Annotated in this window: 22 protein-coding genes; 14 read left to right on the top strand and 8 right to left on the bottom strand. The window is 74.7% G+C overall.

What is annotated here, in order from left to right; translation table 11 throughout:
- Nucleotides 1-424: 424 nt before the first annotated feature.
- On the bottom strand, nucleotides 425-1315 hold the full coding sequence (locus LN037_RS19940) for a dienelactone hydrolase family protein (protein WP_230755896.1): 891 nt from the start codon (nucleotides 1313-1315) through the stop codon (nucleotides 425-427).
- 127 nt (nucleotides 1316-1442) lie between these two features.
- Between LN037_RS19940 and glmS the strand changes: the two genes are divergently transcribed.
- The 7 genes from glmS (at nucleotide 1443) to groL (ending at nucleotide 10076) form a co-directional block, all read left to right on the top strand.
- Nucleotides 1443-3311 carry a glutamine--fructose-6-phosphate transaminase (isomerizing) gene (gene glmS / locus LN037_RS19935; RefSeq protein WP_230755893.1) on the top strand — a complete coding sequence of 623 codons (1869 nt, stop codon included), beginning with the start codon at nucleotides 1443-1445 and terminating at the stop codon, nucleotides 3309-3311.
- 76 nt (nucleotides 3312-3387) lie between these two features.
- On the top strand, nucleotides 3388-4890 hold the full coding sequence (locus tag LN037_RS19930) for an NAD(P)H-hydrate dehydratase (protein ID WP_230755891.1): 1503 nt from the start codon (nucleotides 3388-3390) through the stop codon (nucleotides 4888-4890).
- A complete protein-coding gene (gene alr, locus LN037_RS19925; protein ID WP_230755889.1) occupies nucleotides 4887-6029 on the top strand; it encodes an alanine racemase in 1143 nt (380 codons plus the stop codon). The genes LN037_RS19930 and alr overlap by 4 nt, the downstream gene beginning before the upstream one ends.
- Before the next feature lie 87 nt (nucleotides 6030-6116).
- Nucleotides 6117-7295: an alpha/beta fold hydrolase gene (locus tag LN037_RS19920; protein WP_230755887.1), complete on the top strand. Its 1179-nt coding sequence runs from the start codon at nucleotides 6117-6119 to the stop codon at nucleotides 7293-7295.
- 140 nt (nucleotides 7296-7435) lie between these two features.
- Nucleotides 7436-7921, top strand: coding sequence for a ribosomal protein S18-alanine N-acetyltransferase (gene rimI, locus LN037_RS19915; RefSeq protein ID WP_230755885.1), 486 nt, complete (start codon nucleotides 7436-7438; stop codon nucleotides 7919-7921).
- Between the two features lie 141 nt (nucleotides 7922-8062).
- Nucleotides 8063-8359: a co-chaperone GroES gene (groES, locus tag LN037_RS19910; protein WP_018330959.1), complete on the top strand. Its 297-nt coding sequence runs from the start codon at nucleotides 8063-8065 to the stop codon at nucleotides 8357-8359.
- A gap of 88 nt (nucleotides 8360-8447) precedes the next feature.
- The gene (groL, locus tag LN037_RS19905) at nucleotides 8448-10076 is read left to right on the top strand and encodes a chaperonin GroEL (protein ID WP_230755883.1); all 1629 of its coding nucleotides are present in this window, start codon (nucleotides 8448-8450) and stop codon (nucleotides 10074-10076) included.
- A gap of 147 nt (nucleotides 10077-10223) precedes the next feature.
- On the opposite strand, the gene LN037_RS19900 is transcribed toward groL, so the two are convergent.
- Nucleotides 10224-10523, bottom strand: coding sequence for a WhiB family transcriptional regulator (locus LN037_RS19900; protein ID WP_179795226.1), 300 nt, complete (start codon nucleotides 10521-10523; stop codon nucleotides 10224-10226).
- Between the two features lie 619 nt (nucleotides 10524-11142).
- Here LN037_RS19900 and LN037_RS19895 point away from each other — a divergent pair.
- From LN037_RS19895 to LN037_RS19885, 3 genes are all read left to right on the top strand, one after another.
- Nucleotides 11143-11739 (top strand): response regulator transcription factor, encoded by a 597-nt coding sequence (locus LN037_RS19895; RefSeq protein WP_018330962.1) that lies wholly within the window; start codon nucleotides 11143-11145, stop codon nucleotides 11737-11739.
- 413 nt (nucleotides 11740-12152) lie between these two features.
- Nucleotides 12153-12731: a sigma-70 family RNA polymerase sigma factor gene (locus LN037_RS19890; protein WP_230755881.1), complete on the top strand. Its 579-nt coding sequence runs from the start codon at nucleotides 12153-12155 to the stop codon at nucleotides 12729-12731.
- Entirely contained in the window at nucleotides 12732-13577 is an 846-nt protein-coding gene (locus tag LN037_RS19885; protein ID WP_230755879.1) for an anti-sigma-D factor RsdA, read from the top strand.
- Nucleotides 13578-13672: 95 nt separating this feature from the next.
- Here the strand turns inward: LN037_RS19885 and LN037_RS19880 are convergent, their stop codons facing one another.
- A complete protein-coding gene (locus tag LN037_RS19880) occupies nucleotides 13673-14062 on the bottom strand; it encodes a DUF5319 domain-containing protein (RefSeq protein WP_230755877.1) in 390 nt (129 codons plus the stop codon).
- 115 nt (nucleotides 14063-14177) lie between these two features.
- Between LN037_RS19880 and guaB the strand changes: the two genes are divergently transcribed.
- Both guaB and LN037_RS19870 read left to right on the top strand, forming a co-directional pair.
- Nucleotides 14178-15683 (top strand): IMP dehydrogenase, encoded by a 1506-nt coding sequence (guaB, locus tag LN037_RS19875; protein WP_230755875.1) that lies wholly within the window; start codon nucleotides 14178-14180, stop codon nucleotides 15681-15683.
- A gap of 18 nt (nucleotides 15684-15701) precedes the next feature.
- Nucleotides 15702-16838, top strand: coding sequence for a GuaB3 family IMP dehydrogenase-related protein (locus LN037_RS19870; protein WP_230755873.1), 1137 nt, complete (start codon nucleotides 15702-15704; stop codon nucleotides 16836-16838).
- A 151-nt stretch (nucleotides 16839-16989) separates the two neighbouring features.
- Here the strand turns inward: LN037_RS19870 and LN037_RS19865 are convergent, their stop codons facing one another.
- Genes LN037_RS19865 through LN037_RS19845 form a run of 5 tightly spaced genes read right to left on the bottom strand, consistent with a single transcriptional unit; the run spans nucleotide 16990 to nucleotide 20957 of the window.
- On the bottom strand, nucleotides 16990-17295 hold the full coding sequence (locus tag LN037_RS19865; RefSeq protein ID WP_255694536.1) for an HPr family phosphocarrier protein: 306 nt from the start codon (nucleotides 17293-17295) through the stop codon (nucleotides 16990-16992).
- Nucleotides 17292-18794, bottom strand: coding sequence for a PTS fructose transporter subunit IIC (locus LN037_RS19860; protein ID WP_230755871.1), 1503 nt, complete (start codon nucleotides 18792-18794; stop codon nucleotides 17292-17294). Before LN037_RS19860 ends, LN037_RS19865 begins: the two co-directional genes overlap by 4 nt.
- Complete coding sequence (locus LN037_RS19855; RefSeq protein ID WP_230755869.1) at nucleotides 18791-19243, bottom strand: PTS sugar transporter subunit IIA; 453 nt, start codon at nucleotides 19241-19243, stop codon at nucleotides 18791-18793. Before LN037_RS19855 ends, LN037_RS19860 begins: the two co-directional genes overlap by 4 nt.
- Nucleotides 19240-20187, bottom strand: coding sequence for a 1-phosphofructokinase (gene pfkB / locus LN037_RS19850; protein ID WP_230755867.1), 948 nt, complete (start codon nucleotides 20185-20187; stop codon nucleotides 19240-19242). The genes LN037_RS19855 and pfkB overlap by 4 nt, the downstream gene beginning before the upstream one ends.
- On the bottom strand, nucleotides 20187-20957 hold the full coding sequence (locus LN037_RS19845) for a DeoR/GlpR family DNA-binding transcription regulator (protein ID WP_230755865.1): 771 nt from the start codon (nucleotides 20955-20957) through the stop codon (nucleotides 20187-20189). The genes pfkB and LN037_RS19845 overlap by 1 nt, the downstream gene beginning before the upstream one ends.
- A 167-nt stretch (nucleotides 20958-21124) precedes the next feature.
- Between LN037_RS19845 and LN037_RS19840 the strand changes: the two genes are divergently transcribed.
- Both LN037_RS19840 and LN037_RS19835 read left to right on the top strand, forming a co-directional pair.
- The gene (locus LN037_RS19840) at nucleotides 21125-22801 is read left to right on the top strand and encodes a putative PEP-binding protein (RefSeq protein ID WP_230755863.1); all 1677 of its coding nucleotides are present in this window, start codon (nucleotides 21125-21127) and stop codon (nucleotides 22799-22801) included.
- Nucleotides 22785-23501: a 2-phosphosulfolactate phosphatase gene (locus tag LN037_RS19835; protein ID WP_230755861.1), complete on the top strand. Its 717-nt coding sequence runs from the start codon at nucleotides 22785-22787 to the stop codon at nucleotides 23499-23501. The genes LN037_RS19840 and LN037_RS19835 overlap by 17 nt, the downstream gene beginning before the upstream one ends.
- Nucleotides 23502-23536 lie beyond the last annotated feature (35 nt).

Below are 23536 nucleotides of genomic sequence, written 5' to 3'. Positions count from 1 at the left end.
CCGCGACAGGGTGGGCGGGGCGTGCCGGGAGCCGCGACAAGGCGGCGGGGCGTGTCGGGAGCCCGCGGCACGGTCGGCGGTTCCGTGTCGGGCCATCTTGGTTCGACGGCGGGTCCGTCCCAGCCGGCCGGTCCGTGTCTGGTCGCGGGTTCTCGTCGTCCTCGGTGTGCCTTGTCGTGGTGAGTCGCCGCGACAGGGTGGGTGGGGCGTGTCGGGAGCCCGCGACAAGGTGGCGGGGCGTGTCGGCAGCCCGCGACAAGGTGGACCGACCGGCGGGTCCGTGTCTTGTCGCGGGTCCTCGTCGTCCTCGGCGTGCCTTGCCGTGGTGAGTCGCCGCGACAGGGCGGGCGGGGCGTGTCAGGAGCCCGCGACAAGGTGGGCCGCGGACACCGCGGTGCGCCGTCCGGCGGGGAGCCGGCCGGCCTCAGACGGTCGACGACTCCCGGTAGACCCGCACCTCGGTGCCCTTGACCGCGCCGTCGACGACGTCGGAGTACTTCTTCTCGCCCTCGAGGTGGTGCAGCAGGAAGCCGGTGAGCAGCGCCTTCACCGTGGTGAGGACACCGAGGTCGGCCTTGCCGTCGAGCACCAGGTCGCTCCAGTGCTTGCCCTCGACGATGCCGAGGTGGCTGGCCTTCTTCACGGTCCGCATCACCGACGGGCCGGCCCACGCCGCGGCGACCGGCTCGGTGCCGGCCGCGGGCGGCGCCACGAGGTCCTTGCCGAACGCGATGTGCAGACCGGGACGGTGCACGGCGCGGGCCGCGTCCTGGGCCGAGGGGCGGGACTCGGAGAGCGCGATCGTGGCGACCGCCGCGACGTCGCCGCGCGCCTCGGCGATCTCCGACCCGGTCTCCCAGTAGGGCTCGCCGGCGGCCTGGACGCGCGTGGCGTGGGCGGGCGCCGCGGCCGCGAGCACGGCCGAGCCGGCGCCCATGCCGTGGCCGGCCAGCGCGAGCTTGCGCGGGTCGACGCTCACCGCGGCGCCGCGGGCAGTGCCGCCCAGCCGCACGGTCGAGACGACGTCGAGCGCGGTGCGCAGGTCGTTCGCGAGCTTGCGGTGCGAGGCGAACGGGCCGCGCTCGGTGTCCGGTGCGGCGGCGACGATGCCCCAGGACGCGAGGTGGCGCAGCAGGCCGAGGTAGCGGGTGGCCGGATTGAGCCAGTCGTGGCCGAACGCGACCGCGGGGAGCTGCTCACCCGCCGTCGGGGTGAAGACCACCCCGGGCAGACCGACCAGCGCGAGGTCACCGCGCAGCACCTGGTGCGGGCCCGGGCGCCCGAGCTCCGCGACGATCTGCTTCGCACTGGCCATGGCGACGGACCGTAGTGCATCCGGAGCGTCACCGGCCTGCTGGAACACGGCCGGGGTGCGTCGCGGCGGGCCGGGTCACACGGGCCACCGGTCAAGGTCCACTTCGTCCCACCTACGCTCGGACTCCGTGTGCGGCATCGTGGGGTACGTGGGCTGGCGCCCGGCACGCGACGTCCTGCTGGGCGGTCTGCGGCGGCTGGAGTACCGGGGGTACGACTCGGCGGGCATCGCGACCGTGCGGCCCGACGCGCCGACGGTGGAGGTCCACCGCGCGGCCGGGGCCCTGGACAACCTGGTCCGGGTCACCGACGCGAACCCCGAGGACGCCGAGCACCCGGCGCGGACCGGGATGGGCCACACCCGGTGGGCGACCCACGGCGCCCCGACCGACCGCAACGCCCACCCGCACCGGGACGCGACCGGCCGGGTGGCCGTCGTGCACAACGGGATCATCGAGAACTTCGTCGCGCTGCGCGCCGAGCTCGAGGACGCCGGGGTGGAGCTCGCGAGCGACACCGACTCGGAGGTCGCCGCCCACCTCGTCGCCCGCGCCTTCGACGAGGAGCCGGACGCCGGCCTGACCGCCGCGGTGCGCCGCGTCGTCAACCGGTTGGAGGGCGCCTTCACCCTCGTGCTCACCCACGCGGAGCGGCCGGACGAGATCGTCGCCGCGCGTCGCTCGTCGCCGCTGGTGGTCGGCATCGGTGACGGCGAGACGTTCGTGGCCTCCGACGTCTCGGCGTTCATCGACCACACCCGCGACGCGGTCGAGCTGGGCCAGGACCAGATCGTCACGCTGACCCGCGAGGGCGCGGTGGTCACCGACTTCCACGGCGACCTCGCGCCGACGCGTCCCTTCCACGTCGACTGGGACATCGCGGCCGCCGAGAAGGGCGGTCACGACTTCTTCATGTCGAAGGAGATCGAGGAGCAGCCGGCGGCCCTCGCGGACACGCTGCGCGGCCACCTCGTCGACGGTCGCATCGTCCTCGACGAGCAGCGCCTGTCCGACCAGGAGCTGCGCGACATCGACAAGGTGTTCGTCGTCGCCTGCGGCACCGCCTACCACGCCGGGCTGCTGGCGAAGTACGCGATCGAGCACTGGTGCCGCATCCCGGTGGAGGTCGAGGTCGCCAGCGAGTTCCGCTACCGCGACCCGGTCCTCGACCGGTCCACGCTCGTCGTCGCGATCTCCCAGTCCGGCGAGACCGCCGACACCCTCGAGGCGGTCCGCCACGCCCGCGAGCAGAAGGCCCGCGTCCTCGCGATCTGCAACACCAACGGCGCGCAGATCCCGCGGGAGTCCGACGCCGTCCTCTACACCCACGCCGGCCCCGAGGTCGGGGTCGCCGCGACCAAGACGTTCACCTCGCAGGTCGTCGCCTGCTACCTCGTCGGGCTCGCGCTGGCGCAGAACCGCGGCACGAAGTACGCCGACGAGGTGGAGCGTGAGTACCACCAGCTCGTCGCGTCCGCCGACGCCGTGAAGGAGGTGCTCGCCTCCGCGGTCGAGCCGACCCGGGCCCTCGCGCGGGAGCTCGCGGACTCGAAGGCGGTGCTCTTCCTCGGCCGCCACGTCGGCTACCCGGTGGCGCTGGAGGGTGCGCTCAAGCTCAAGGAGCTCGCGTACATGCACGCCGAGGGCTTCGCGGCGGGCGAGCTGAAGCACGGGCCGATCGCGCTGATCGAGCAGGACCTGCCCGTCGTCGTCGTGATGCCCTCGCCGCGGGGCCGGGCGACGCTGCACGCGAAGCTGCTGTCGAACATCCGGGAGATCCAGGCGCGCGGGGCGCGCACGGTCGTCATCGCCGAGCGCGGCGACGAGACGGTGCGGCCGTTCGCGAGCACGCTCATCGAGGTCCCCGTGGTGCCGACGCTGATCCAGCCGCTGGTGGCCACGGTGCCGCTGCAGGTGTTCTCCGCCGAGGTGGCCCGGGCGCGCGGTTACGACGTCGACAAACCGCGCAACCTCGCGAAGTCCGTGACCGTCGAATAGGTGGCTTCGCCCTGTGCGCGCTGTCCGCGGCTCGTGCCACGACAGTGCTCACGGGCGCGACGAAGGAGCGCACATCGTGTACGGCGTCTGGACGCCCGAGCAGGTGCAGGCCGCGGAGGAACCCGTCCTGGCCCGCACCCCGGAGGGGGCGCTCATGCGCCGCGCGGCGTACGGCGCCGCGCAGGTCGCCCTGCGGATGCTGCGGGAGCGGGCGGGCGGTGTCACCGGGCGCCGGGTCGTCGTCCTCGTCGGCGCGGGCAACAACGGCGGCGACGGGCTCTGGGCCGGGGTCGAACTGCGTCGGCGCGGGGTCGCGGTCACCGCGGTCCTGCTCACCCCCGACCGCGCCCACCCGGCCGGGCTCGAGGCACTCCGGGCGGCCCGCGCGCGCGTGGTCACCGAGGTCGAGCCGGCGGTCACCGCGATCGGGCGGGCCGACCTCGTGCTCGACGCGATCGTCGGGGTCTCGGCCCGCGGCGGCCTGCGCGAGCCCGCGCCGGTGCTCGTCGGCGCGGCCGATACCGCCGGCGTCCCCGTCCTCGCGATCGACCTGCCGTCCGGGGTCGACCCCCTGACCGGCGTGGTGCACGACGAGGCGGTGACGGCGACGGAGACGGTCACCTTCGGGGCCCGCAAGCCGGTGCACGTGCTGAACCGCGACCGCTGCGGTCCGGTGACGCTCGTCGACATCGGCCTCGGCCCGGAGCTGGGCGAGCCGCCGGTGCGCGTGCTCGGGGCGGCCGACGTCGGCGCCCGCTGGCCCGTCCCGGGCCCGGCGGACGACAAGTACACCCAGGGCGTCGTCGGGATCGCCGCGGGCAGCGCGACCTACCCGGGGGCGGCCGTGCTCGCGAGCGGCGCCGCCGCCCTCGCGACGAGCGGGATGGTCCGCTACGCCGGGACCGCCGCCGACGAGGTGCGGGCCGCGTGGCCGGAGGTCGTCGCCACCGACCACGTCTCCGAGGCCGGGCGGGTGCAGGCCTGGGCGGTGGGGCCCGGACTCGGCACCGACGACGCCGGCGCGACGACGCTGCGCCACGTGCTCGACGCGGGCCTGCCCGTGCTCGCCGACGCCGACGCGATCACCCTGCTCGGCGCGGACGCCGATCTCCGCGCCCGCGCCGCCGCCACGACCACGCTGGTGACCCCGCACGCCGGGGAGTTCGCCCGCCTCGTCGCCTCGTTCGGCGACCCGCCCGACCCCGCCGCCGACCGCGTCGCCGCCGCGCGTCGCGCCGCCACCGAGCTCGGCGTGACGGTGCTGCTCAAGGGCAACGCCACCGTCGTGGCCGCGCCGGACGGGCGGGTGCTGGTGCACCCGGCCGGGTCCTCCTGGCTCGCGACGGCGGGTTCGGGCGACGTCCTGTCGGGCGTCGCCGGGGCGCTCCTGGCGGCCGGGCTCGACCCGCTCGACGCCGCGGGCTGCGCCGCCTTCGTCCACGCCCGGGCCGCCGAGATCGGCGCCGGCGCGACGGGTCGGGCTCCGCTGCCCTCCGGCTCCCGCGGCGCGCCCGTCCCCGCCTCGCACGTCCAGGCCGCCCTCCCCGAGGCCATTCGCTCGGTGCGGGAGGCGGCATGAGCGTCCGCGCGGAGGTGCGGATCGACCTCGACGCGATCCGCCACAACGTCCGCCACCTCGCGCGCCTCGGCGGCGGCGCCGCGGTGATGGCGGTGGTCAAGGCCGACGGGTACGGACACGGCGCGGTCGACGTCGCCCGGGCCGCCCTCGACGCCGGGGCCGGCTGGCTCGGGGTGTGCACTCTCGAGGAGGCCGCCGAGCTGCGCGCCGCCGGGATCACCGCGCCGGTGCTGTCCTGGCTGCACGTCCCCGACGAGGACTTCGCGCCGGCCGTCGCATCCGGGGTCGACCTCGGCGTCGCCTCCCGGCGCGACCTGGCGGCGATCGCGGCCGGCGCGCGAGCCGTGGGCCGTCCCGCGCGCGTCCACCTGAAGATCGACACCGGGCTCTCGCGCAACGGCTGCCCGCCCCACGCGTGGGGCGACCTGCTCGACGCCGTCGCGGACCACGTCGCGGCGGGGGAGGTCGAGCCGGTCGCGGTGTGGACCCACCTCGCCCACGCCGACGCCCCGGCCCACCCGACCGTCGACCTGCAGGCCGGCCGGTTCGACGACGCGCACGCCGCCGCGCAGGCCCGGCTCGGCCGGACGCTGCTCGCGCACGTCGCCAACTCCGCCGCCACCCTCACCCGCCCCGACCTGCACCGCGACCTCGTCCGGCCGGGCATCGCGGTCTACGGGCTGGACCCCGTCGCCGGGCCCGGCGAGGCCACACCCCTGCGACCGGCGATGTCGCTGCACGGCCGGGTCGCACTGCTCAAGACGGTCGCGGCCGGCGAGGGCGTCTCCTACGGCCACATCTGGACCACGCCCACCGAGCGCACGCTCGCCCTCGTCCCCGTGGGCTACGCCGACGGCGTGCCGCGGCTGCTCGGCTCGACGGGGAAGCTGACGGTCGGGATCGGCGGCGTGCGCCGACCCGTCGTCGGGCGGGTGTGCATGGACCAGGTGGTGGTCGACCTCGGCCCGGCCGACGCCGACCACGGCGTCGCCGAGGGCGACGACGTGCTGCTCTTCGGCGACGGCTCCGACGGCGGACCGAGTGCCGCGGAGTGGGCGGAGCTGCTGGGCACCATCCACTACGAGATCGTGACCGGGGTCGGGAGCCGTCCGCGGCTGCGGCGGACCGTGGTGGGCTGAGCGACTTCCGGGGTGAATCGGGCGTGGACGTGGTAGAAGGCCAGTCATGACGACGGCGGCGACGGCGCGCTCCGCGGGCGAGCTCCGATGAGCGACGACCGGCGGCACACCGGCGGCATCATCGGCGCGATCGCCGGCACGGTCCTGGGCGGCGTGGCCGCCGCCGGGGCGGTCGGGGCCGGTCGGGCCCGGTCCCGCGTCGTGCGCGCCCGTGCCGAGCTCTCCGAGCACGAGGCCGAGCACCCGTCGCAGCTCGGCCTGCTGCCGAAGGGCCGGGAGTCCTCGGTGGCGGCCGACGACGGCACCCGGCTCGCCGTCGAGGAGATCGAGCCGGTCACCCCCGGCGCGAAGCCCGAGCTCACCGTGGTCCTCGTCCACGGCTTCGCGCTCGACCGCCGCTGCTGGCACTACCAGCGCCGCATGCTCGCCGGGCTCACCGACCCGGCCGTCCGGGTCGTCCTCTACGACCAGCGCCGGCACGGCCGCTCCGGCCAGTGCTCCGCGCGGGCGTGCACCATCGCCCAGCTCGGCGCCGACCTCGACGCCGTCATCCGCACGGTGGCCCCCGAGGGCGACCTCGTGCTCGTCGGCCACTCCATGGGCGGCATGACGATCATGGCGCTGGCCGAGCGGCACCCGGCCCTGTTCCGCGACCGGGTGCTCGGCGTCGCCCTCGTCTCGACCTCGGCCGGCGACGTCGGCACGGTCGGCCTGCAGCGGGCCGTCCTGTCCCACCGCAACCCGACGGTGAACGTCCTCGGCCGTCTCGCGCACTGGCGCCCGGCCACGGTCGACCGCATCCGGCGCCTCGGCGGCAACGCCATGTGGGCGGCGGTGCAGCGGTTCTCGTTCGGCGACCCCGACGTCGACCCCGCCCTGGTGGACCTCGTCGACAGCACCATCGCGAGCACCGCGCTCGACGTCCTCACGTCGTTCGCGAACACGCTGTCCACCCACGACCGCAAGGCGGCGCTGCGCGGGCTCTCGCAGTGCGAGGTGCTCGTGGCCGGGGGCACGCGCGACGTGATGATCCCGTACGCGCACTCCGAGGTGATCGCCGCCGAGCTGCCGCGCGCGGAGCTGCTGCCCCTCGAGGGCGCCGGGCACATGGCGATGCTCGAGCAGCCCGGCGAGTTCGACGCCGCCCTGCTCGAGCTGCTGCGCCGCTGCACGCACCGCAGCCAGGTGCTCCGCCGGTTGCGCCCGCCGGAGGCCGGGACCTCCGCGCGGCGGTCGCGGCTGCGCCGGTCCCGACGACGGGCGTGAGCGATCCGGGGGAGGGCGCGCCGCGCCCGGGTGCGGGCCCCCGTGGCAGGAAAGCGTCGTTGCTGCCACCGCACGACAGCAACGACGCTTTCCTGCCACGAGGGGGCGGGAGCGGGGACGGGGAGCAGGGGGAGCCGGGGGTGCCCGTCGTCCTCGACGCCCTGACCCCCGACGACGCCGCGGAGTGCGCCCGGCTGGAGGCGCTGCTCTTCCCCGGCGACGACCCGTGGAGCGCGGGCGCGTTCCGCGCCGAGCTGCAGGCCGGCCACCCGTACTACGCCGCGCGGGCCGGGGGACGGCTGGTCGGGTACGCCGGGGTGGCGCTGCTGCCGGCGCCCGCGTTCTCCCGCGAGCCCGCCGAGGCCGAGGTGCACACGATCGGGGTGGACCCGGTGGTGCAGGGCCACGGCGTGGGGCGTCGGCTGCTCCACGCGCTGCTCGAGCGGGCCGACGCGATCGGCGCCGTCACCTTCCTCGAGGTGCGCACGGACAACGTCCCCGCGCTGGCGCTCTACCGGTCGGAGGGCTTCGAGGTGGTGGGCACGCGGCGGCGCTACTACGCGAGCGGGGCGGACGCGCACACCATGCGCCGGGATGCCGCGACGCACACCCGCGACCCTCGTTGATGGATTGGCACTCGCGGCGGTAGAGTGCCAATCGAACGGCACCGGAGCCGGCTCGGCACCCGCGACGACGGGTCGGCCCACCGGGCGCCGTCACCCACCATTCCAGAATCCAGCTGGACCCCAGATCGTGGAGGTCATCCCGTGGCGAGCGTGAACATCAAGCCGCTCGAGGACAAGCTCGTGGTGCAGGCTTCCGAGGCCGAGACCACGACCGCGTCCGGCATCGTCATCCCGGACACCGCCAAGGAGAAGCCGCAGGAGGGCAAGGTCCTCGCGGTGGGCCCGGGTCGGGTCGACGACAACGGCAACCGCATCCCGCTCGACGTCGCGGTCGGCGACGTCGTCATCTTCTCGAAGTACGGCGGCACCGAGGTCAAGTACAACGGCGAGGACTACCTGATCCTGTCGTCGCGTGACGTCCTGGCGGTCGTCAACTAAGCACCGCAGGCTCCAGCCACCGCCCCGGTGATCCCGAACCTCCGGGGTCCCGGGGCGGTGGTGTGTCCGGTGCACGAAAGGACGGATAGTGCCCAAGCAGATCACGTTCGACGAGACCGCCCGCCGCGCGCTCGAGCGCGGCGTCGACCAGCTGGCGGCGGCGGTGAAGGTGACCCTCGGTCCCCGCGGCCGCCACGTCGTGCTGGACAAGAAGTTCGGCGGCCCGACGATCACCAACGACGGCGTCACCATCGCCCGCGAGATCGAGCTCGACGACCCGTTCGAGAACCTCGGCGTGCAGCTGGCGAAGACCGCCGCGACCAAGACCAACGACGTCGCCGGTGACGGCACGACGACGGCGACCGTGCTCGCCCAGGCGCTCGTCGCCGAGGGCCTGCGCAACCTCGCCGCCGGCGCCAGCCCGACCGGCATCGGCGCCGGCATGGCCGCCGCCGCGGAGAAGGTCACCGAGGTCCTGCGGGCGAAGGCCACCCCGGTCGACGGCAAGCGCGGCATCGCCGCGGTCGGCGCGGTCGCCTCGCGCGACCAGGAGATCGGCGACCTCATCGGCGAGGCCATGGAGAAGGTCGGCGAGGACGGCGTCATCACGATCGAGGAGTCCTCGACGCTGGCGACCGAGCTCGAGGTGACCGAGGGCCTGCAGTTCGACAAGGGCTACCTCTCGCCGTACTTCGTCACCGACGGCGAGTCGATGGAGGCCGTGCTCGAGGACGCCCACGTCCTCCTGCACCGCGAGAAGATCTCCTCGATCCAGGAGCTGCTCCCGCTGCTGGAGAAGGTCGTCGAGTCCGGCAAGCCGCTGCTCGTCGTGGCCGAGGACCTCGAGGGCGAGGCGCTGTCGACGATCGTCGTCAACGCCATCCGCAAGACGCTGCGCATCTGCGCGGTCAAGGCGCCGTTCTTCGGGGACCGCCGCAAGGCCTTCCTCGACGACCTCGCCGCCGCGACCGGCGCGACGGTGATCAACCCCGAGATCGGTCTCAAGCTCTCCGAGGCCGGCCTCGACGCGCTGGGCACCGTCCGGCGTGCGGTGGTCACCAAGGACGCCACGACCCTGGTCGAGGGCGGCGGCGACAAGTCCGCCGTCGAGGGCCGGGTCGCGCAGATCCGTCGCGAGATCGAGGAGACCGACTCCGACTGGGACCGCGAGAAGCTGCAGGAGCGGCTGGCGAAGCTCGCCGGCGGCGTCGCGGTCATCAAGGTCGGCGCGGCCACCGAGACCGAGCTCAAGGAGCGCAAGCACCGCATCGAGGACGCGGTGGCGGCGACCCGGGCCGCGGTCGAGGAGGGCATCGTGCCCGGCGGCGGTGCGGCCCTGCTGCACGCGTCGGCCGAGCTCGAGGGCGGCCTCGGCCGCACCGGCGACGAGGCCACGGGCGTCGCGCTCGTGCGCCGCGCGCTCTCGGCGCCGCTGAAGGCCATCGCGTCCAACGCGGGGCTGGAGGGGGCCGTCGTGGCCGCCAAGGTCGCCGACGGCGGCTGGGAGACCGGCTACGACGCCGCGAGCGGCACCTACGGCGACCTCATGGCCGCCGGCATCATCGACCCGGTCAAGGTCACGCGCTCCGCCCTGGAGAACGCGGTCTCGATCGCGCGCATGGTGCTCACCACCGAGTCGGCGATCGTCGACAAGCCCGAGGAGGAGGCGCCCGCCGCCGCCGGTGGCCACGGCCACGGGCACGGCCACGGGCACTGATCCCCGGACGATCCCGGTACGACGACGGGCCCGCACGCCGGTGGCGCGCGGGCCCGTCCTCGTCGTGGTCGGCCCCCGATCGACGAACGGCCCGTCCGTCACGCTCGAGCGCGACGGACGGGCCGTTCGTGTGCCCGGGGGTCGGACCTAGCGGATGACGATGTCCTGCACCCGGCCGCGCGAGCGCGACCCGGTCCGCTCGGACTCCGAGAGTCCGCCCCAGATGCCGTACGGCTCGCCCGCGGCGAGCGCGTGCCGTCGGCACGGCTCCATCACGGGACAGCCCTCGCACACCGCCTTGGCGCGCCGCTCGCGGCTCGCCCGAGCGGGACCCCGCTCGCCGTCGGGGTGGAAGAAGAACGCACTGTCCATGCCGCGGCACGCGGCGTGCAGCTGCCAGTCCCAGAGATCGGCGTTGGGGCCGGGGAGTCGACGGACGTCGGCCATCTCGACCACCTCCTCGTCCTGACGCGGGTGTCGGCGCCACCGGGCTCTGCTGTGTCCAAGTCCGGCGTCACCGTCACCACGAAGGGTGGGCCCGGTCGATTCGTCACCGTCCGTGCCTGCGATCGCGCGCAGGGCGACCGTGGCTCGACCCTATGACCGCCGGACACGCGCGGACAAGACATCCGGTTGTGAGCCGTCACCCCCTTCGCAACCGACCGCCGGTCGTCCGGATGCGCGACACACCGCGCCGGTCGCACCGGTCGGCGAATCCGGTGCGTGACAAGACTTGCTCAAACGACCACCATCCGTGATCATTCCCTGAGCACTCCGTGTCCGGTGCTCCGTGTGGGTGGCGGATACGGCGGGGGAGCGGAAGGGTCGGCCGTGACCGGTCGTCCCCGCCGGCGTTGACAGGGGAGAGGGGTCCGGTGGCAGCCACGTCGTACGGCGCGGTACGCCGTCCGGTCGCCGCAGGAACTCCGGATGAGGAGCAGGTATGGCACCGGTCGTCGATCGGGCGCGGGAAAACCGCGGATCCGACTCAAGCCGGGGCGGCGGCGCGCCGATGACCGGTAGTGCCCGCCAAGCGACTGCAGGAACGCTGCAGGGAGGAACTTCCGTGACGACGGTCCTGATCTGCGACGACCGCCGCAGCGTGCGTGAGGGCCTGACCCGCGTCATGTCGGCCGTGCCGGGCGTCCACCGCATCGACTGCGTCGCCCACGGCGACGAGCTGCTCACCCGCTTCTCCCGGCAGAGCGTCGACGTCGTCCTCGTGGGGACCCAGCGCGCCGTGCCGACCGGGGTGGAGGCCACCCGCCGGCTCGTCGCCGCGCACCCCCAGGCGAACGTCATCGTGTTCGGTGCGCCGGACGACTCCGGCAGCATCGCCGCCGCCATCGCGGGCGGTGCCCGCGGCTACCTGCGCTGGGACGCCTCCCGGCCCGAGCTGGTCGCCGCGCTCGCCCACACCCTCGCCAGTACCTCGGTGCCCGCGCCCCGCACGCCCTCCGACACCGGCGTCCAGCTCACCGAGCGCGAGCTGCAGGTGCTGCGCGGCATGGCGCAGGGCAAGAGCAACGGCCAGATCGGCCGCGAGCTCTACCTCTCCGAGGACACCGTGAAGACCCACGCGCGCCGGCTCTTCCGCAAGCTCGGCGTCCGTGACCGTGCGCAGGCCGTGGCGCACGGCTTCCGCCGGGGCCTGGTCTCCTGACCGCGCGGCCCCGCCCCGTCCACCCCGGCCGGCCCGCGGCCCCCGGGGACACCGGGGCGTACCCCAGCTACGCGCCCACCCACCCGCCGGCGGGGCCGCCGCAGGGGCCGCCGCAGAGCCCGCCCGTGGGCTCGCCGCTGCCGCCCCCGGAGGCGTACGGGCCGCGCGCCGACGACGTCCCCACGCCCCCGATCGGCACGCCCCGTGCCGCCCATCGGGCCGCCGACCGGTGGCGTGTGCCGGATCGGGGGAACCCGTCCGCGGGACATGGCGCGGTCCGTCCGGGGGGACGGTACGGTGACTCTCCCGGGCCGCCGACCGCGTCGGTTCCCACCGTGCACGACGCGGCCCGTCGGACCGAGGTGGACCTGCGGGTCACACCGCCGCGCGTAACGCCGGGGCCACGGGGAGCGATGACCGAGTCAGGGAACGACCTCGAGAGGCTGGTGGCCGCCGCCAACGACGGCGACCGCTCGGCTCTCAATCGTGTCCTCGCGATCATCCGTCCGCTCGTCGTGCGCTACTGCCGCGCGAGGATCGGCCGGCAGGAACGGTCGTCGGTCTCGGCCGACGACGTGGCCCAGGAGGTGTGCCTCGCCGTGCTGACCGCACTGCCCGGCTACCGGGATCAGGGCCGCCCGTTCCTCGCCTTCGTCTACGGGATCGCGGCGCACAAGGTGGTCGACGCCCATCGCTCGGTGGCGCGGAACCGATCCGAACCCGTCTCCGAGCTGCCCGAGGAACTGGACCCGCACGACGGTCCGGAGCAGCGTGCGATGAACGGTGCTCTGTCCGTCCAGATGGGTCAGCTGCTCGACACGCTGCCTCCCAAACAACGGGAAATCCTCGTGCTGCGTGTCGTCGTTGGTCTCTCGGCGGAGGAGACCGCGGAAGCGGTCGAATCCACACCCGGAGCGGTCCGGGTGGCACAGCACCGCGCACTGTCGAAGCTGCGGACCGCGGTGTCCGCGATCTCGGAAGAGGTGAGTTAGGTGGGTGGTCACCGCGCGTTCGGTGCGGGTGACGATCTGGTCGACGGACCGGTGGACCTCGCCGCCGTCCGGGCCGACGACGCCCTGCTCGACGCGATCGCCGGCGGGGCGGCCAGCGGCGGTGTGGGGACGGGGGACGTCTTCGGGCGTCCCGGGCAGGACGACGACCATCTGGCCGCCATCCTCGCCGCATGGAAGGCCGACATCGAGGCCGAGCCGATGCCGGAGCTGGTCTCCCTCGACGAGGCCGCCGAGGCCGTCGAGGCGGGCCACGCCGCGCGCGACCGGCGGGCCAGTCGCGCCCGCCGCCGGATGCCGTTCGCCGTGGCCGCCGCGGCCATCGCGGTCGCGCTGTCCGGGTTCACGGTCGCGATCCACTCCGCGCAGCCCGGCGACGCGATGTTCGGGCTGACCAAGGTCTTCTTCTCGCAGCACGCCGACAACGTGGTGAAGGCCGAGGAGGCCCGGAACACCATCGTCGAGGCGAACAAGGCCATCGCCCGGGGCGACCGCGCCACGGCGCAGTCGCTGCTGCAGACCGTGCAGGGGCAGATCCAGGCCGTGCTGCCCGAGGACCAGCCGCCACTCGTGCAGCAGCGTCAGGACGCGCTCAAGTCGCTCGACCCGACCGCGCCCAGCGAGCCGTCGACGGGGAGCGGGAGCCAGGAGGCCCCGGCTCCGGCGTCGCCGGAGGAGGCCAGGACGACGGTGAAGCCGGCTCCGGTGGAGCCGTCGCCGACGGTCGATTCCCCGAGTCCCGAGGCAGGGACGACGGCGCCCGACACCACGTCCGAGCAGGGTCGCGAGGCCACGACGACGACCACGCCGACGTCGTCCGGCAACTAGGCACCACACGACGACGGGCCCGGTTCCCCCGAGGGGGAGCCGGGCCCGTCGTCGTTCGTGGGGAGCGGCGGGCGCACCCGCCGTCCGGAAGGGACCTACTGCTCGGCGAGCGTCGCGTCCGCGAACCCGCGGCAGTACTCCCACGTGACGTAGGCGGCCGGGTCCGGGTCGAACGGGGGCTCGTGGGGGCGCATGTGCCCCTCCTCGAGCAGCTGCTGGAGGCTCGCGCGCAGCAGGTCCCAGTCGTGGAAGTGCTGCTCCTCGCAGTCCTCGCAGTCGACGACGACCCCGCGGATGCCGCGGGGGGCGAGCAGGGCCTGGAACACCGCCAGGTCCCCGAGGTCGGCGACGACCTCCTCGCGCTCCTCCTCGTCGAGGGGGAGGTCCTCCGGCGCGGTCACGTCGTGGAGCGCGTCGAGCATGCGGGAGGGGTCCGACGACGGGTCGCCCGCAAAGGGGTCGGGCGGCAGGGCTTCGTACGGCACGGTGTCGAACCTACCGGTCCTCCGACGTCGATCTACGGGTCCCCACCCGCGTCGCGGGGTTGACGTGACCTGCGGAGACCCGGGTCACTACCCGTTCACGACTAGCATCGGGGACATGGTGCTGACGGACCCCGACGTGCCGGAGAAGTTCGGGCTGCTCGGCCTGACGTTCGACGACGTCCTCCTGCTCCCGGCCGAGTCCGACGTGGTGCCCTCGGAGGCGGACACGTCGGCGCAGCTGTCGAAGAACGTCCGGCTGCGGATCCCGCTGGTCAGCTCGGCGATGGACACCGTCACCGAGGCGCGGATGGCCATCGCGATGGCCCGCCACGGCGGGATGGGCGTGCTGCACCGCAACCTCCCGGCCGACCAGCAGGCCGCCCAGGTGGAGGTGGTCAAGCGCTCCGAGGCGGGGATGGTCACCGACCCGGTGACCTGTTCGCCGGACGACACCCTCGCCGACGTCGACGCGCTGTGCGCCCGCTTCCGCATCTCCGGGCTCCCGGTGACCGACGAGACCGGCAAGCTCGTGGGCATCATCACCAACCGCGACATGCGGTTCGAGGTCGACCACACGCGCAAGGTGCGCGAGGTCATGACCTCCTCGGACCTCGTGACCGCGCAGGTCGGGGTCACCGCGGAGGCCGCGCTCGGGCTGCTGCGCCGCCGCAAGATCGAGAAGCTGCCGCTGGTCGACGGCGCCGGCTTCCTGCAGGGCCTCATCACGGTCAAGGACTTCGTCAAGACCGAGCAGTACCCGATGGCCACGAAGGACCCGGACGGCCGGCTGCTGTGCGGCGCGGCGGTCGGTGTCGGTGACGACGCCTGGACCCGGGCGATGGGCCTCGTCGACGCCGGGGTGGACGTGCTGATCGTCGACACCGCGCACGGGCACTCGCGGGCGGTCACCGCGATGGTGGCGAAGCTCAAGCAGGAGCTGGGCGACCGCGTCGACGTCGTCGGCGGCAACGTGGCCACCCGGGCGGGCGCGCAGGCGCTCGTCGACGCCGGGGCGGACGGCATCAAGGTCGGTGTCGGACCGGGCTCGATCTGCACCACGCGCATCATCGCGGGCGTCGGTGTGCCGCAGATCACGGCGATCGCCGAGGCCGACTCGGCGGCCCGTCCGGCGGGCGTCCCGGTCATCGGCGACGGCGGCCTGCAGTCCTCCGGCGACATCGCGAAGGCCATCGCGGCCGGCGCCTCGTCGGTGATGCTCGGGTCCCTGCTCGCGGGCACCGCCGAGACCCCGGGCGAGCTCGTCCTCGTCGACGGCAAGCAGTACAAGGCCTACCGCGGCATGGGCTCGCTGGGTGCGATGCAGACGCGCGGCCAGCAGGGCTCGTACTCCAAGGACCGCTACTTCCAGGACGACGTGCTCTCCGACGACAAGCTGGTGCCCGAGGGCGTGGAGGGACGCGTACCCTTCCGGGGCCCGCTCGCGCAGGTCACCCACCAGCTGGTCGGTGGTCTCCGGGCGGCGATGGGGTACACGGGTTCCCGGACGACGGAGGAGCTGCAGTCCGCGCACATGGTGCGGATCACGTCGGCCGGCCTCGCCGAGTCCCACCCCCACCACGTGACGATGACGGCGGTGGCGCCCAACTACGGCGGGCGCTGACGATTCGAGAGAGAGCTCATGCGCGAGCAGGTCGAGATCGGCCGGGGCCGCAGCGCCCACCGCAGCTACACCTTCGACGACCTCGACATCGTGCCGTCGCGGCGGACGCGGTCGTCGTCGGCGGTCTCCACCGCGTGGCAGCTCGACGCCTACCGCTTCGACCTGCCGCTGCTCACGCACCCGACCGACGCGGTCGTCTCCCCGACGACCGCGGCGCGGGTCGGTGAGCTCGGCGGGCTCGGGGTGCTCAACGCCGAGGGGCTCTGGGCGCGGCACGCGCAGGCCGACAAGGCGCTGGCCGAGATCGTGGCGCGGGCGGCGGAGGACCCGGCCGCGGCCCTCGTCGAGCTCCAGCGGCTGCACGCCGCCCCGATCCAGACGAACCTGCTCACCGAGGCGCTGAACCAGGTGCGGGCCGCGGGAGTCACGCTCGCCGCCCGCGTGAGCCCGCAGCACGCGCGGGAGCTGACGCCGACGCTGCTCGCGGCCGGCGTCGAGGTCCTCGTCGTGCAGGGCACGATCATCTCGGCGGAGCACGTCGCCTCGGACTCCGAGGACGGCGAGGCCCCGCTCGACCTCGAGGACTTCATCGAGTCGCTCGACATCCCGGTCGTCGCCGGCGGGGTCGGCGACTACCGCACCGCCATGCACCTGATGCGCACCGGCGCGGCCGGCGTCATCGTCGGCTACGGCCAGTCGGCGTCGACCTCCACCGACGCGGTACTCGGCATCGGCGTGCCGATGGCGACGGCCCTGGTCGACGCGGCCGCCGCCCGCCGGGACTACCTCGACGAGACCGGGGGCCGCTACGTGCACGTCATCGCCGACGGCGCGATGGCGACGTCCGGCGACATGGCGAAGGCGATCGCGTGCGGCGCCGACGCGGTGATGCTCGGCGAGCAGCTCGCCGCGGCCGACGAGGCCCCGGGCGGCGGCTGGTACTGGACCTCGGCCGCCGCGCACCCGAACCTGCCCCGCTCCGCGGTGGTCGGCGTGCCCCAGCGCGGCTGCGACCTCGCGGCCGTCCTGCGCGGGCCCGCGCCCCAGGCCGACGGCACCGTCAACCTGTTCGGCGCCCTGCGCCGGGCCATGGCGAAGACCGGCTACTCCGACCTCAAGGAGTTCCAGCGCGTGGGGCTGTCGGTCCGCCGCTGACGGCGCCCACGCGTGGTTGAGCGAAGGGCACCTTCGGTCGGATAGACCGGCCGTGGGCGCCCACCGCCACATCCCCCCGATGCGAACGAAGGGCCCCTCCGCTCGATCTACTCGAGCGAAGGGGCCCTTCGGTCAACCGCGGGGAGCGGGATCAGGCGTCGAGGTCCGTGGCGAGGAGCTCGGCGAGGGCGTCGACGGAGGCCTGGGCCCCGGTGACGTCCGGGTCGGCGGACAGGGTGACCTGCTGGCCGCCCCGCACCCCGAGCCCGAGGACCGCCAGCATGCTGCGGGCGTCCGCGGAGTCGCCCTCGGCGGTGGCCAGGGTGACCCGGGCGGGCTGGGCCGCGGCGGCCTTGCAGAACACCGCGGCGGGGCGGGCGTGCAGACCGATCTCGGTCGCGACGACGACGGTGCGCTCGATCATGGTGCCTTCCGTGCTGTGGGACGGGGTGCTCATGCCGACACCGTCTCGCGCTCGGTGACGGTCTCGGTGCCGGCGGCCTCGGTGACGACCGGGCGACGGCGGGCGAACGTCTTGAGGGCGACGACCAGGGCGGTGGCCACCAGGGTGCCGACCACGACCGCGACGAGGAAGCCCAGCGGGTTCCCCATCAGCGGCACCACGAAGACGCCGCCGTGCGGGGCGCGGAGCGTGGCGCCGAGGGCCATGGAGAGGGCACCGGTGACGGCGCCGCCGGCCATGATCGAGGGGATGACGCGGAACGGGTCGGCCGCGGCGAACGGGATCGCGCCCTCGGAGATGAACGAGGCGCCCAGCAGCCAGGCGGCCCGGCCGTTCTCGCGCTCGACCTCGCTGAACAGCGACTTGCGGACGACGGTGGCCAGCGCCATCGCCAGCGGCGGGACCATGCCGGCGGCCATGACCGCGGCCATGATCGTCAGGGCGCCCTCGGAGCCGGTGGACAGCCCGGCGACGGCGAAGGTGTACGCAGCCTTGTTGACCGGGCCACCCATGTCGAAGCACATCATCAGGCCGAGCAGGATGCCGAGCAGGACGGCATTGGTGCCGGACAGGCCGTTGAGCCAGTTGGTCAGACCCTCGGTGATGAGGGCGATCGGGCGTCCGACGATCACGTACATCAGCAGGCCGACCACGGCGGTCGAGAGCAGCGGGATGACGAGCACCGGCATGATCCCGGCCAGCGCCCGCGGCACGCGCCACGTCTTGATCCACATGACCAGGCCACCGGCGACGAAGCCGGCGACGAGGCCGCCGAGGAAGCCCGCGCCCGTCGTCACCGCGATGGCGCCACCGACGAAGCCGGGGACGAGGGCGGGACGGTCGGCCATCGCGTAGGCGATGTAGCCGGCGAGGACCGGGACGAGGAAGCCGAACGCGGCCGAGCCGATGCCGAAGGCGAGCGCGCCCCAGGCCGTGATCGAGCCGGCCGAGAACCCGCCGTCGAGAATCTGCTCGTAGAGCGGCGAGTCGTCGGGGAGGTTGATCTGGTACCCGCCGAGGGCGAAGCCCAGGGCGATCAGCAGGCCACCGGCGGCGACGAACGGGATGACGTGGCTGACGCCGGTCATCAGCCAGGCGCGGACCTTGGAGGCGGCGCCGGGCCCGGTCGGGGCCTTCGCGCCTGCCGGGGTCGCGGCGGCGGGGGCGCCGGCGGCGGCCGGGACGTGGTTCTTCACGGCCTCCTCGGCCTGCGCGACCAGCAGGTCACCGCCGGAGATGGCCTTCTTGACGCCGACCGACACCTGCGGCAGGTGCGCGAACCGGTCCTTGTCGCGGACCTCGACGTCGGCCGCGAAGATCGCGACGTCGGCCTCGGCGAGCTGCTCGGCGGTCAGCGGGGTGGAGCCGGCCGAGCCCTGGGTCTCGACGACGATCTCGTGCCCGGCCTCCTCGGCCGCGGCCTCGAGGGCCTCGGCGGCCATGTAGGTGTGGGCGATGCCCGTGGGGCACGCGGTCACGGCGACGATCCTCATGCCGAGACCTCCTTCGCGATGAAGCCGGCAGCGGCGGCCGGGTCGGTGACGGAACGGAGCTCGCCGGTGAAGGACTTGCGGACCAGGCGGCGGGCGAGCGCGGCCAGCACGGTCATGTGGTCGGAGCCGCCGCCCTCGGGCGCGGCGATGAGGAAGACGAGGTCGGCGGGGTTGCCGTCCTCGGCGCCGAAGTCGACGCCGGCCGAGCTGCGGCCGAAGCCCAGGGTCGGCTCGGTGACGGCCGCGGAACGGCAGTGCGGAATCCCGATCCCGCCGTCGAGACCCGTCGGCATCTGGGCCTCGCGGGCCTCGATGTCGGCGAGGAACTGGTCGAGGTCGGTCACGCGACCGGCCTCGACGAGACGCTCGGCCAGCGAGCGCACGACCTCCCGGCGGTCGCCCGCGGGCAGGTCCAGGTCGACGAGGTCGGCCGTGATCAGGTCGCTCATGCTGCCTCTCCGGTGAGGTCGAGGGTCGAGTCCGGGGCGGTCGCCGGGCGGACGAGGGTGGGATCGACGTCGGCGGGCCCGGGCACCGCGGTGCCGGGCAGACCGACCGCGGCGGCACCACAGGCCACCGCGTGGTGCAGGGCGTCCGGGCCCTGGGCCCCGGACGTGAGGGCGATGAGGTAGCCCGCGAGGGTGGAGTCGCCGGCCCCGACCGTGCTGCGCACGGCCACCCTCGGGCTCGCGACGTGCCAGGCGTCGACCGCGTCGACCGCGATCGCGCCGCTGGCACCCATGCTGACCAGCACGGTGCCGATGCCGCCGGCGACGAGCTCCCGGGCGGCGGCGAGCACGTCGGCGAGCGCGGGCAGCGGGTGCCCGACCAGCTCGGCGAGCTCGGCGACGTTCGGCTTGATCAGGTCCGGGGTCTGCGCGACCGCGTGGGCCAGGGCGACCCCCGAGGTGTCGACCGCGACCTTCGCGCCGGCGGAGCGGGCCGCCCGGGTGATCCGGCCGTGCAGGTCCTCGGTGGCGCCCGAGGGGACCGAGCCCGCCGTCACGACCCACTCGGCCGGGGCGGCGTGGGCGCGGACGGTGTCGACGAGTGCGTCGACCTGGTCCGCGGTGAGCGCGACGCCGGGCTCGTTGACCTTGGTGGTCGTCCCGTCCGGCTCGACGAGCGCGGTGTTGACGCGGGTGCCGCCGTTCGCAGGGGTGCACACCGGCTGGACGCCGGCGCGGCGCAGGAGGGCCGCGAGCTCGCCCTCCCCGCCGGGCATGACGGCGAGCGTGGGGCGCCCGAAGCGGGCGAGCACGCGGGAGACGTTGACGCCCTTGCCGCCCGGGTCGACCCGGTGGCCGGTCGCGCGGAGCACCGCACCCGGCGTCAGGACCGGGATCTCGACGGTGCGGTCGATTGAGGGGTTGGGCGTGACGGTGACGATCATCAGGCGATCACCAGGTCCGTTCCGGCGCCGCGGATCGCGTCGGCGGCCTCGGGGTGGGTCTCGAGCAGGGCGCCGTCGGTGACCAGGGTGTCGACGTCGGCGAGGGTGGCGAAGCGGGAGAAGGAGTCGGTGCCGTACTTGCTGGAGTCGGCGACGACGATGCTGCGGGCGGCGGCCTTGACGATCGCACCCTTGACGGCGGACTCGGCCACGTCCGGCGTCGTGAGCCCCCGGTCGAGGGAGAAGCCGTTGGTGCCGAGGACCGCGACGTCGCAGTTGACGCTCTCGAGGGTCTTGAGCGCCCAGCGGTCCACCGCGGAGAGCGTGGTGCCGCGGACCCGGCCGCCGATGAGGTGCACGGTGATGCGGTTCCGGCCGGCCAGCGCGGTGGCGATCGGCAGGGCGTTGGTGACGACGGTGAGCTCGACGTCGTCGGGCAGCAGCGCCGCGACCCGCGCGGTGGTGGTGCCGGCGTCGAGCAGGATCGTCGTGGCGGCGCCGAGCTCGGCGACGGCGGCCTTGGCGATGCGGTCCTTCTCGTCGGAGTGCGTGATCTCGCGGACGCCGACGGCGGGTTCGATCTCCAGCCGGTCGGTGGCGATCGCGCCGCCGTGCACACGGTGCAGCAGGCCCTGGCGCTCGAGGGCGGTCAGGTCGCGCCGGATGGTCTCGGTGGTGACGCCGAGCTCGGCCGCGACCTGGGTGACCTCGAGCCGGCCCAGCTCGCGAGCCCGGCGGACCAGGAGCTGGTGGCGCTCTGCGGCGTACATGCCCGATCACCTCCGTTCTTCGGCGAACCCGTGTGGTTCTGGTTGGAAGTTTGTGGGTTTGCCTGTGGACTGTCAAGGGGTTGTCGTCGTACGTTCTCCTCAGCGCCACACAGGGCCACAGACAGCCACACGAGCAGACACAGACCCACACGGCAGGGAGCGGTTCCATGACGAGCACCGAGACAGCGACGCTGCCCGGGACGCCGGCGAGCGCCGGAGCGGCGGTCGGACCCGTCGTGCGCGTCCCCGAGCCCCTGGGGGAGCCGCCCGCGGGCCCCGTCGTGCCGGAGGACGGCCGGGAGGTCGAGGCCGCGCGCATCGCCCCCGCGGGCGCGGCCGTGTCGTCCCGGATGATGGACACCGCCGGGACGCCGGGCCTCGCGAAGGAGGTGTCCGACGTCCTCTACGCCACGGCGATGATGGCGGAGGACCCCACGCTCGTGGAGGCCGCCGAGGGTCTGGTGCGCGACCAGGGGACGCCCGCCGCACGCGCGGTGTTCGAGGCCGCCGCCCGGTTCGTCGCCGCCCTGCAGGCCGCGGGCGGCTACATGGCCGAGCGGGCGGGTGACGTCAAGGACGTCCGCGACCGCGTCGTCGCCGAGCTGCTCGGCGTGCCCGCGCCCGGGGTCCCGGTGCTCGAGGGGCCGTCGGTGCTGGTCGCGAAGGACCTCGCCCCCGCCGACACGGCCACGCTGGACCCGGCCACCGCGCTCGCGCTGGTCACCGAGGAGGGCGGCCCGACGAGCCACACCGCGATCCTCGCCCGGTCGCTGGGCATCCCCGCGGTCGTCGGCTGCCGGGGCGCCGCGGGCCTCGTCGAGGGCACGCTGGTGCGGGTGGACGGGACCGCCGGCGAGGTCGTCGAGGTGCCCGCGGGCACGGCCGTCGGCGCGGACCTGGCCGCGGCCGGCCCGACCTCGGTGTCCGGACCGGTCACCACCACCGACGGCCACCGGATCGCGGTCGTCGCCAACATCGCCGACGCGAAGGACGCGTCCCGGGCGGCCGAGGTCGGCGCCGAGGGCGTCGGCCTGTTGCGGACCGAGCTCACGTTCCTGTCGGCCTCGAGCGAGCCGTCCGCCGACGAGCAGCGCGCGGGCTACGCCGCCACCATGGCGCCGCTCGCCGGGACGCCGATCACCCTGCGCACGCTCGACGCCGGCGCGGACAAGCCGGTGCCGTTCCTGGACATGGCGCCCGAGGTCAACCCGGCGCTCGGCGTCCGCGGTCAGCGCCTGTTCGACGACGGGGCGGAGCGGGCCGACGTGCTCGACCGCCAGCTCGTCGCGGCCGTCGGCGGCGCCGCCGACGCGGGGGTGACGCTCAAGGTGATGGCCCCGATGATCTCCACCGCCGACGAGGCCGCCCGCTTCGTCGCGCGGGCGCGCAAGGCCGGGGTCGAGCAGGTCGGCGTGATGATCGAGGTCCCGGCCGCCGTGCTCAACGCGCCCGAGCTGCTGGCCGAGGTCGACTTCGTCTCGGTCGGCACCAACGACCTGACGCAGTACGTCTTCGCCGCCGACCGGCAGTCGGGCCCGCTCGCCGGGTTCAACGACCCCTGGCAGCCCGCCGTCCTGCGGCTGCTCGACCAGCTCTGCCGCGCCGCCGAGGTCACCGGCACGCCGGTCGGGGTGTGCGGCGAGGCGGCGGCCGACCCGGCGCTCGCGGTCGTGCTCGTCGGGCTCGGCGTGACGTCGCTGTCCGCGGCCGCCTCCGCCCTGCCCGCGGTCGCGGCGCGGGTGTCGTCGGTCGACCTGGCCACCGCGCAGCGCGCGGCGCGCGCGGCGGTGGCGTCGCGCGACGTGGCCTCCGCGCGGGCGGCGGTGCGTGACGTCCTCGGCTGACCAGGGTGCGTACCGCGTCCGGTGCGAGTGGGGTCCCGACGGCGGGTCCCTGGTCGCCACCGGCGCGGACGTGGCGGTGGTCGTCGACGTCTGCTCCTTCACGACGACGACGTCGGTCGCCCTGGACCGCGGGATCGCCGTGATCCCGGCGGCGTCCCGTCCGGCCGACGTCGAGCCCGGCGTGGTCGTCGCCGGGCGGCGCTCGGAGGGCGGGCTGTCGCTCTCACCCGGCTCGGTGCGGCGCGTGGAACCGCCGCCCGGGCTGGTGGTGCTGCCGTCGCCGAACGGTTCGACGATCAGTGCCGCGCTCGCCGCGTCGGTACCGACCGTGCTGGCCGCGTGCCTGCGCAACGCGTCCGCGGTCGGGGCGTGGTTGGCGGCGCGCCCGGAGCTGACGGTGGCCGTGGTGCCGGCCGGGGAGCGGTGGCCCGACGGCGGGCTGCGCGTGGCCGTCGAGGACCTGTGGGGTGCGGGCGCGGTGCTGTCGACGCTGGTCGGAGAGGGTGCATCCCCGGAGGCGCGGGTGGCCGCGGCGGCGTTCGCGTCGGTCCGGCCGCGGCTCGGGGACGAGATGCGTGCGTGTTCCAGCGGGCGGGAGCTGATCGGGCTGGGGTTCGCCGACGACGTCGAGGTGGCCGCCGAGCTGGACACGAGCACCGTCGTTCCGATGCTCGTCGACGGGGTGTTCCGGCCGGCGTGAGGGTGCGCGTCGATGTCGGTGGCACGGACCGCCCG

This window comes from Actinomycetospora soli (genome assembly GCF_021026295.1).
GTDB lineage: Bacteria > Actinomycetota > Actinomycetes > Mycobacteriales > Pseudonocardiaceae > Actinomycetospora > Actinomycetospora soli.
This window is presented reverse-complemented; position numbering and strand designations above follow the sequence as displayed.

What these genes read in the sequence shown, in the direction of transcription:
- pfkB (WP_230755867.1), bottom strand. Translation starts at nt 20,187, where the DNA reads ATGATCGTCACCGTCACGCCCAACCCCTCAATCGACCGCACCGTCGAG.
- alr (WP_230755889.1), top strand. Translation starts at nt 4,887, where the DNA reads ATGAGCGTCCGCGCGGAGGTGCGGATCGACCTCGACGCGATCCGCCAC.
- LN037_RS19865 (WP_255694536.1), bottom strand. Translation starts at nt 17,295, where the DNA reads ATGAGCACCCCGTCCCACAGCACGGAAGGCACCATGATCGAGCGCACC.
- guaB (WP_230755875.1), top strand. Translation starts at nt 14,178, where the DNA reads ATGGTGCTGACGGACCCCGACGTGCCGGAGAAGTTCGGGCTGCTCGGC.
- LN037_RS19840 (WP_230755863.1), top strand. Translation starts at nt 21,125, where the DNA reads ATGACGAGCACCGAGACAGCGACGCTGCCCGGGACGCCGGCGAGCGCC.
- LN037_RS19900 (WP_179795226.1), bottom strand. Translation starts at nt 10,523, where the DNA reads ATGGCCGACGTCCGTCGACTCCCCGGCCCCAACGCCGATCTCTGGGAC.
- LN037_RS19845 (WP_230755865.1), bottom strand. Translation starts at nt 20,957, where the DNA reads ATGTACGCCGCAGAGCGCCACCAGCTCCTGGTCCGCCGGGCTCGCGAG.
- LN037_RS19855 (WP_230755869.1), bottom strand. Translation starts at nt 19,243, where the DNA reads ATGAGCGACCTGATCACGGCCGACCTCGTCGACCTGGACCTGCCCGCG.
- LN037_RS19940 (WP_230755896.1), bottom strand. Translation starts at nt 1,315, where the DNA reads ATGGCCAGTGCGAAGCAGATCGTCGCGGAGCTCGGGCGCCCGGGCCCG.
- LN037_RS19870 (WP_230755873.1), top strand. Translation starts at nt 15,702, where the DNA reads ATGCGCGAGCAGGTCGAGATCGGCCGGGGCCGCAGCGCCCACCGCAGC.
- LN037_RS19890 (WP_230755881.1), top strand. Translation starts at nt 12,153, where the DNA reads ATGACCGAGTCAGGGAACGACCTCGAGAGGCTGGTGGCCGCCGCCAAC.
- LN037_RS19920 (WP_230755887.1), top strand. Translation starts at nt 6,117, where the DNA reads ATGAGCGACGACCGGCGGCACACCGGCGGCATCATCGGCGCGATCGCC.
- LN037_RS19860 (WP_230755871.1), bottom strand. Translation starts at nt 18,794, where the DNA reads ATGAGGATCGTCGCCGTGACCGCGTGCCCCACGGGCATCGCCCACACC.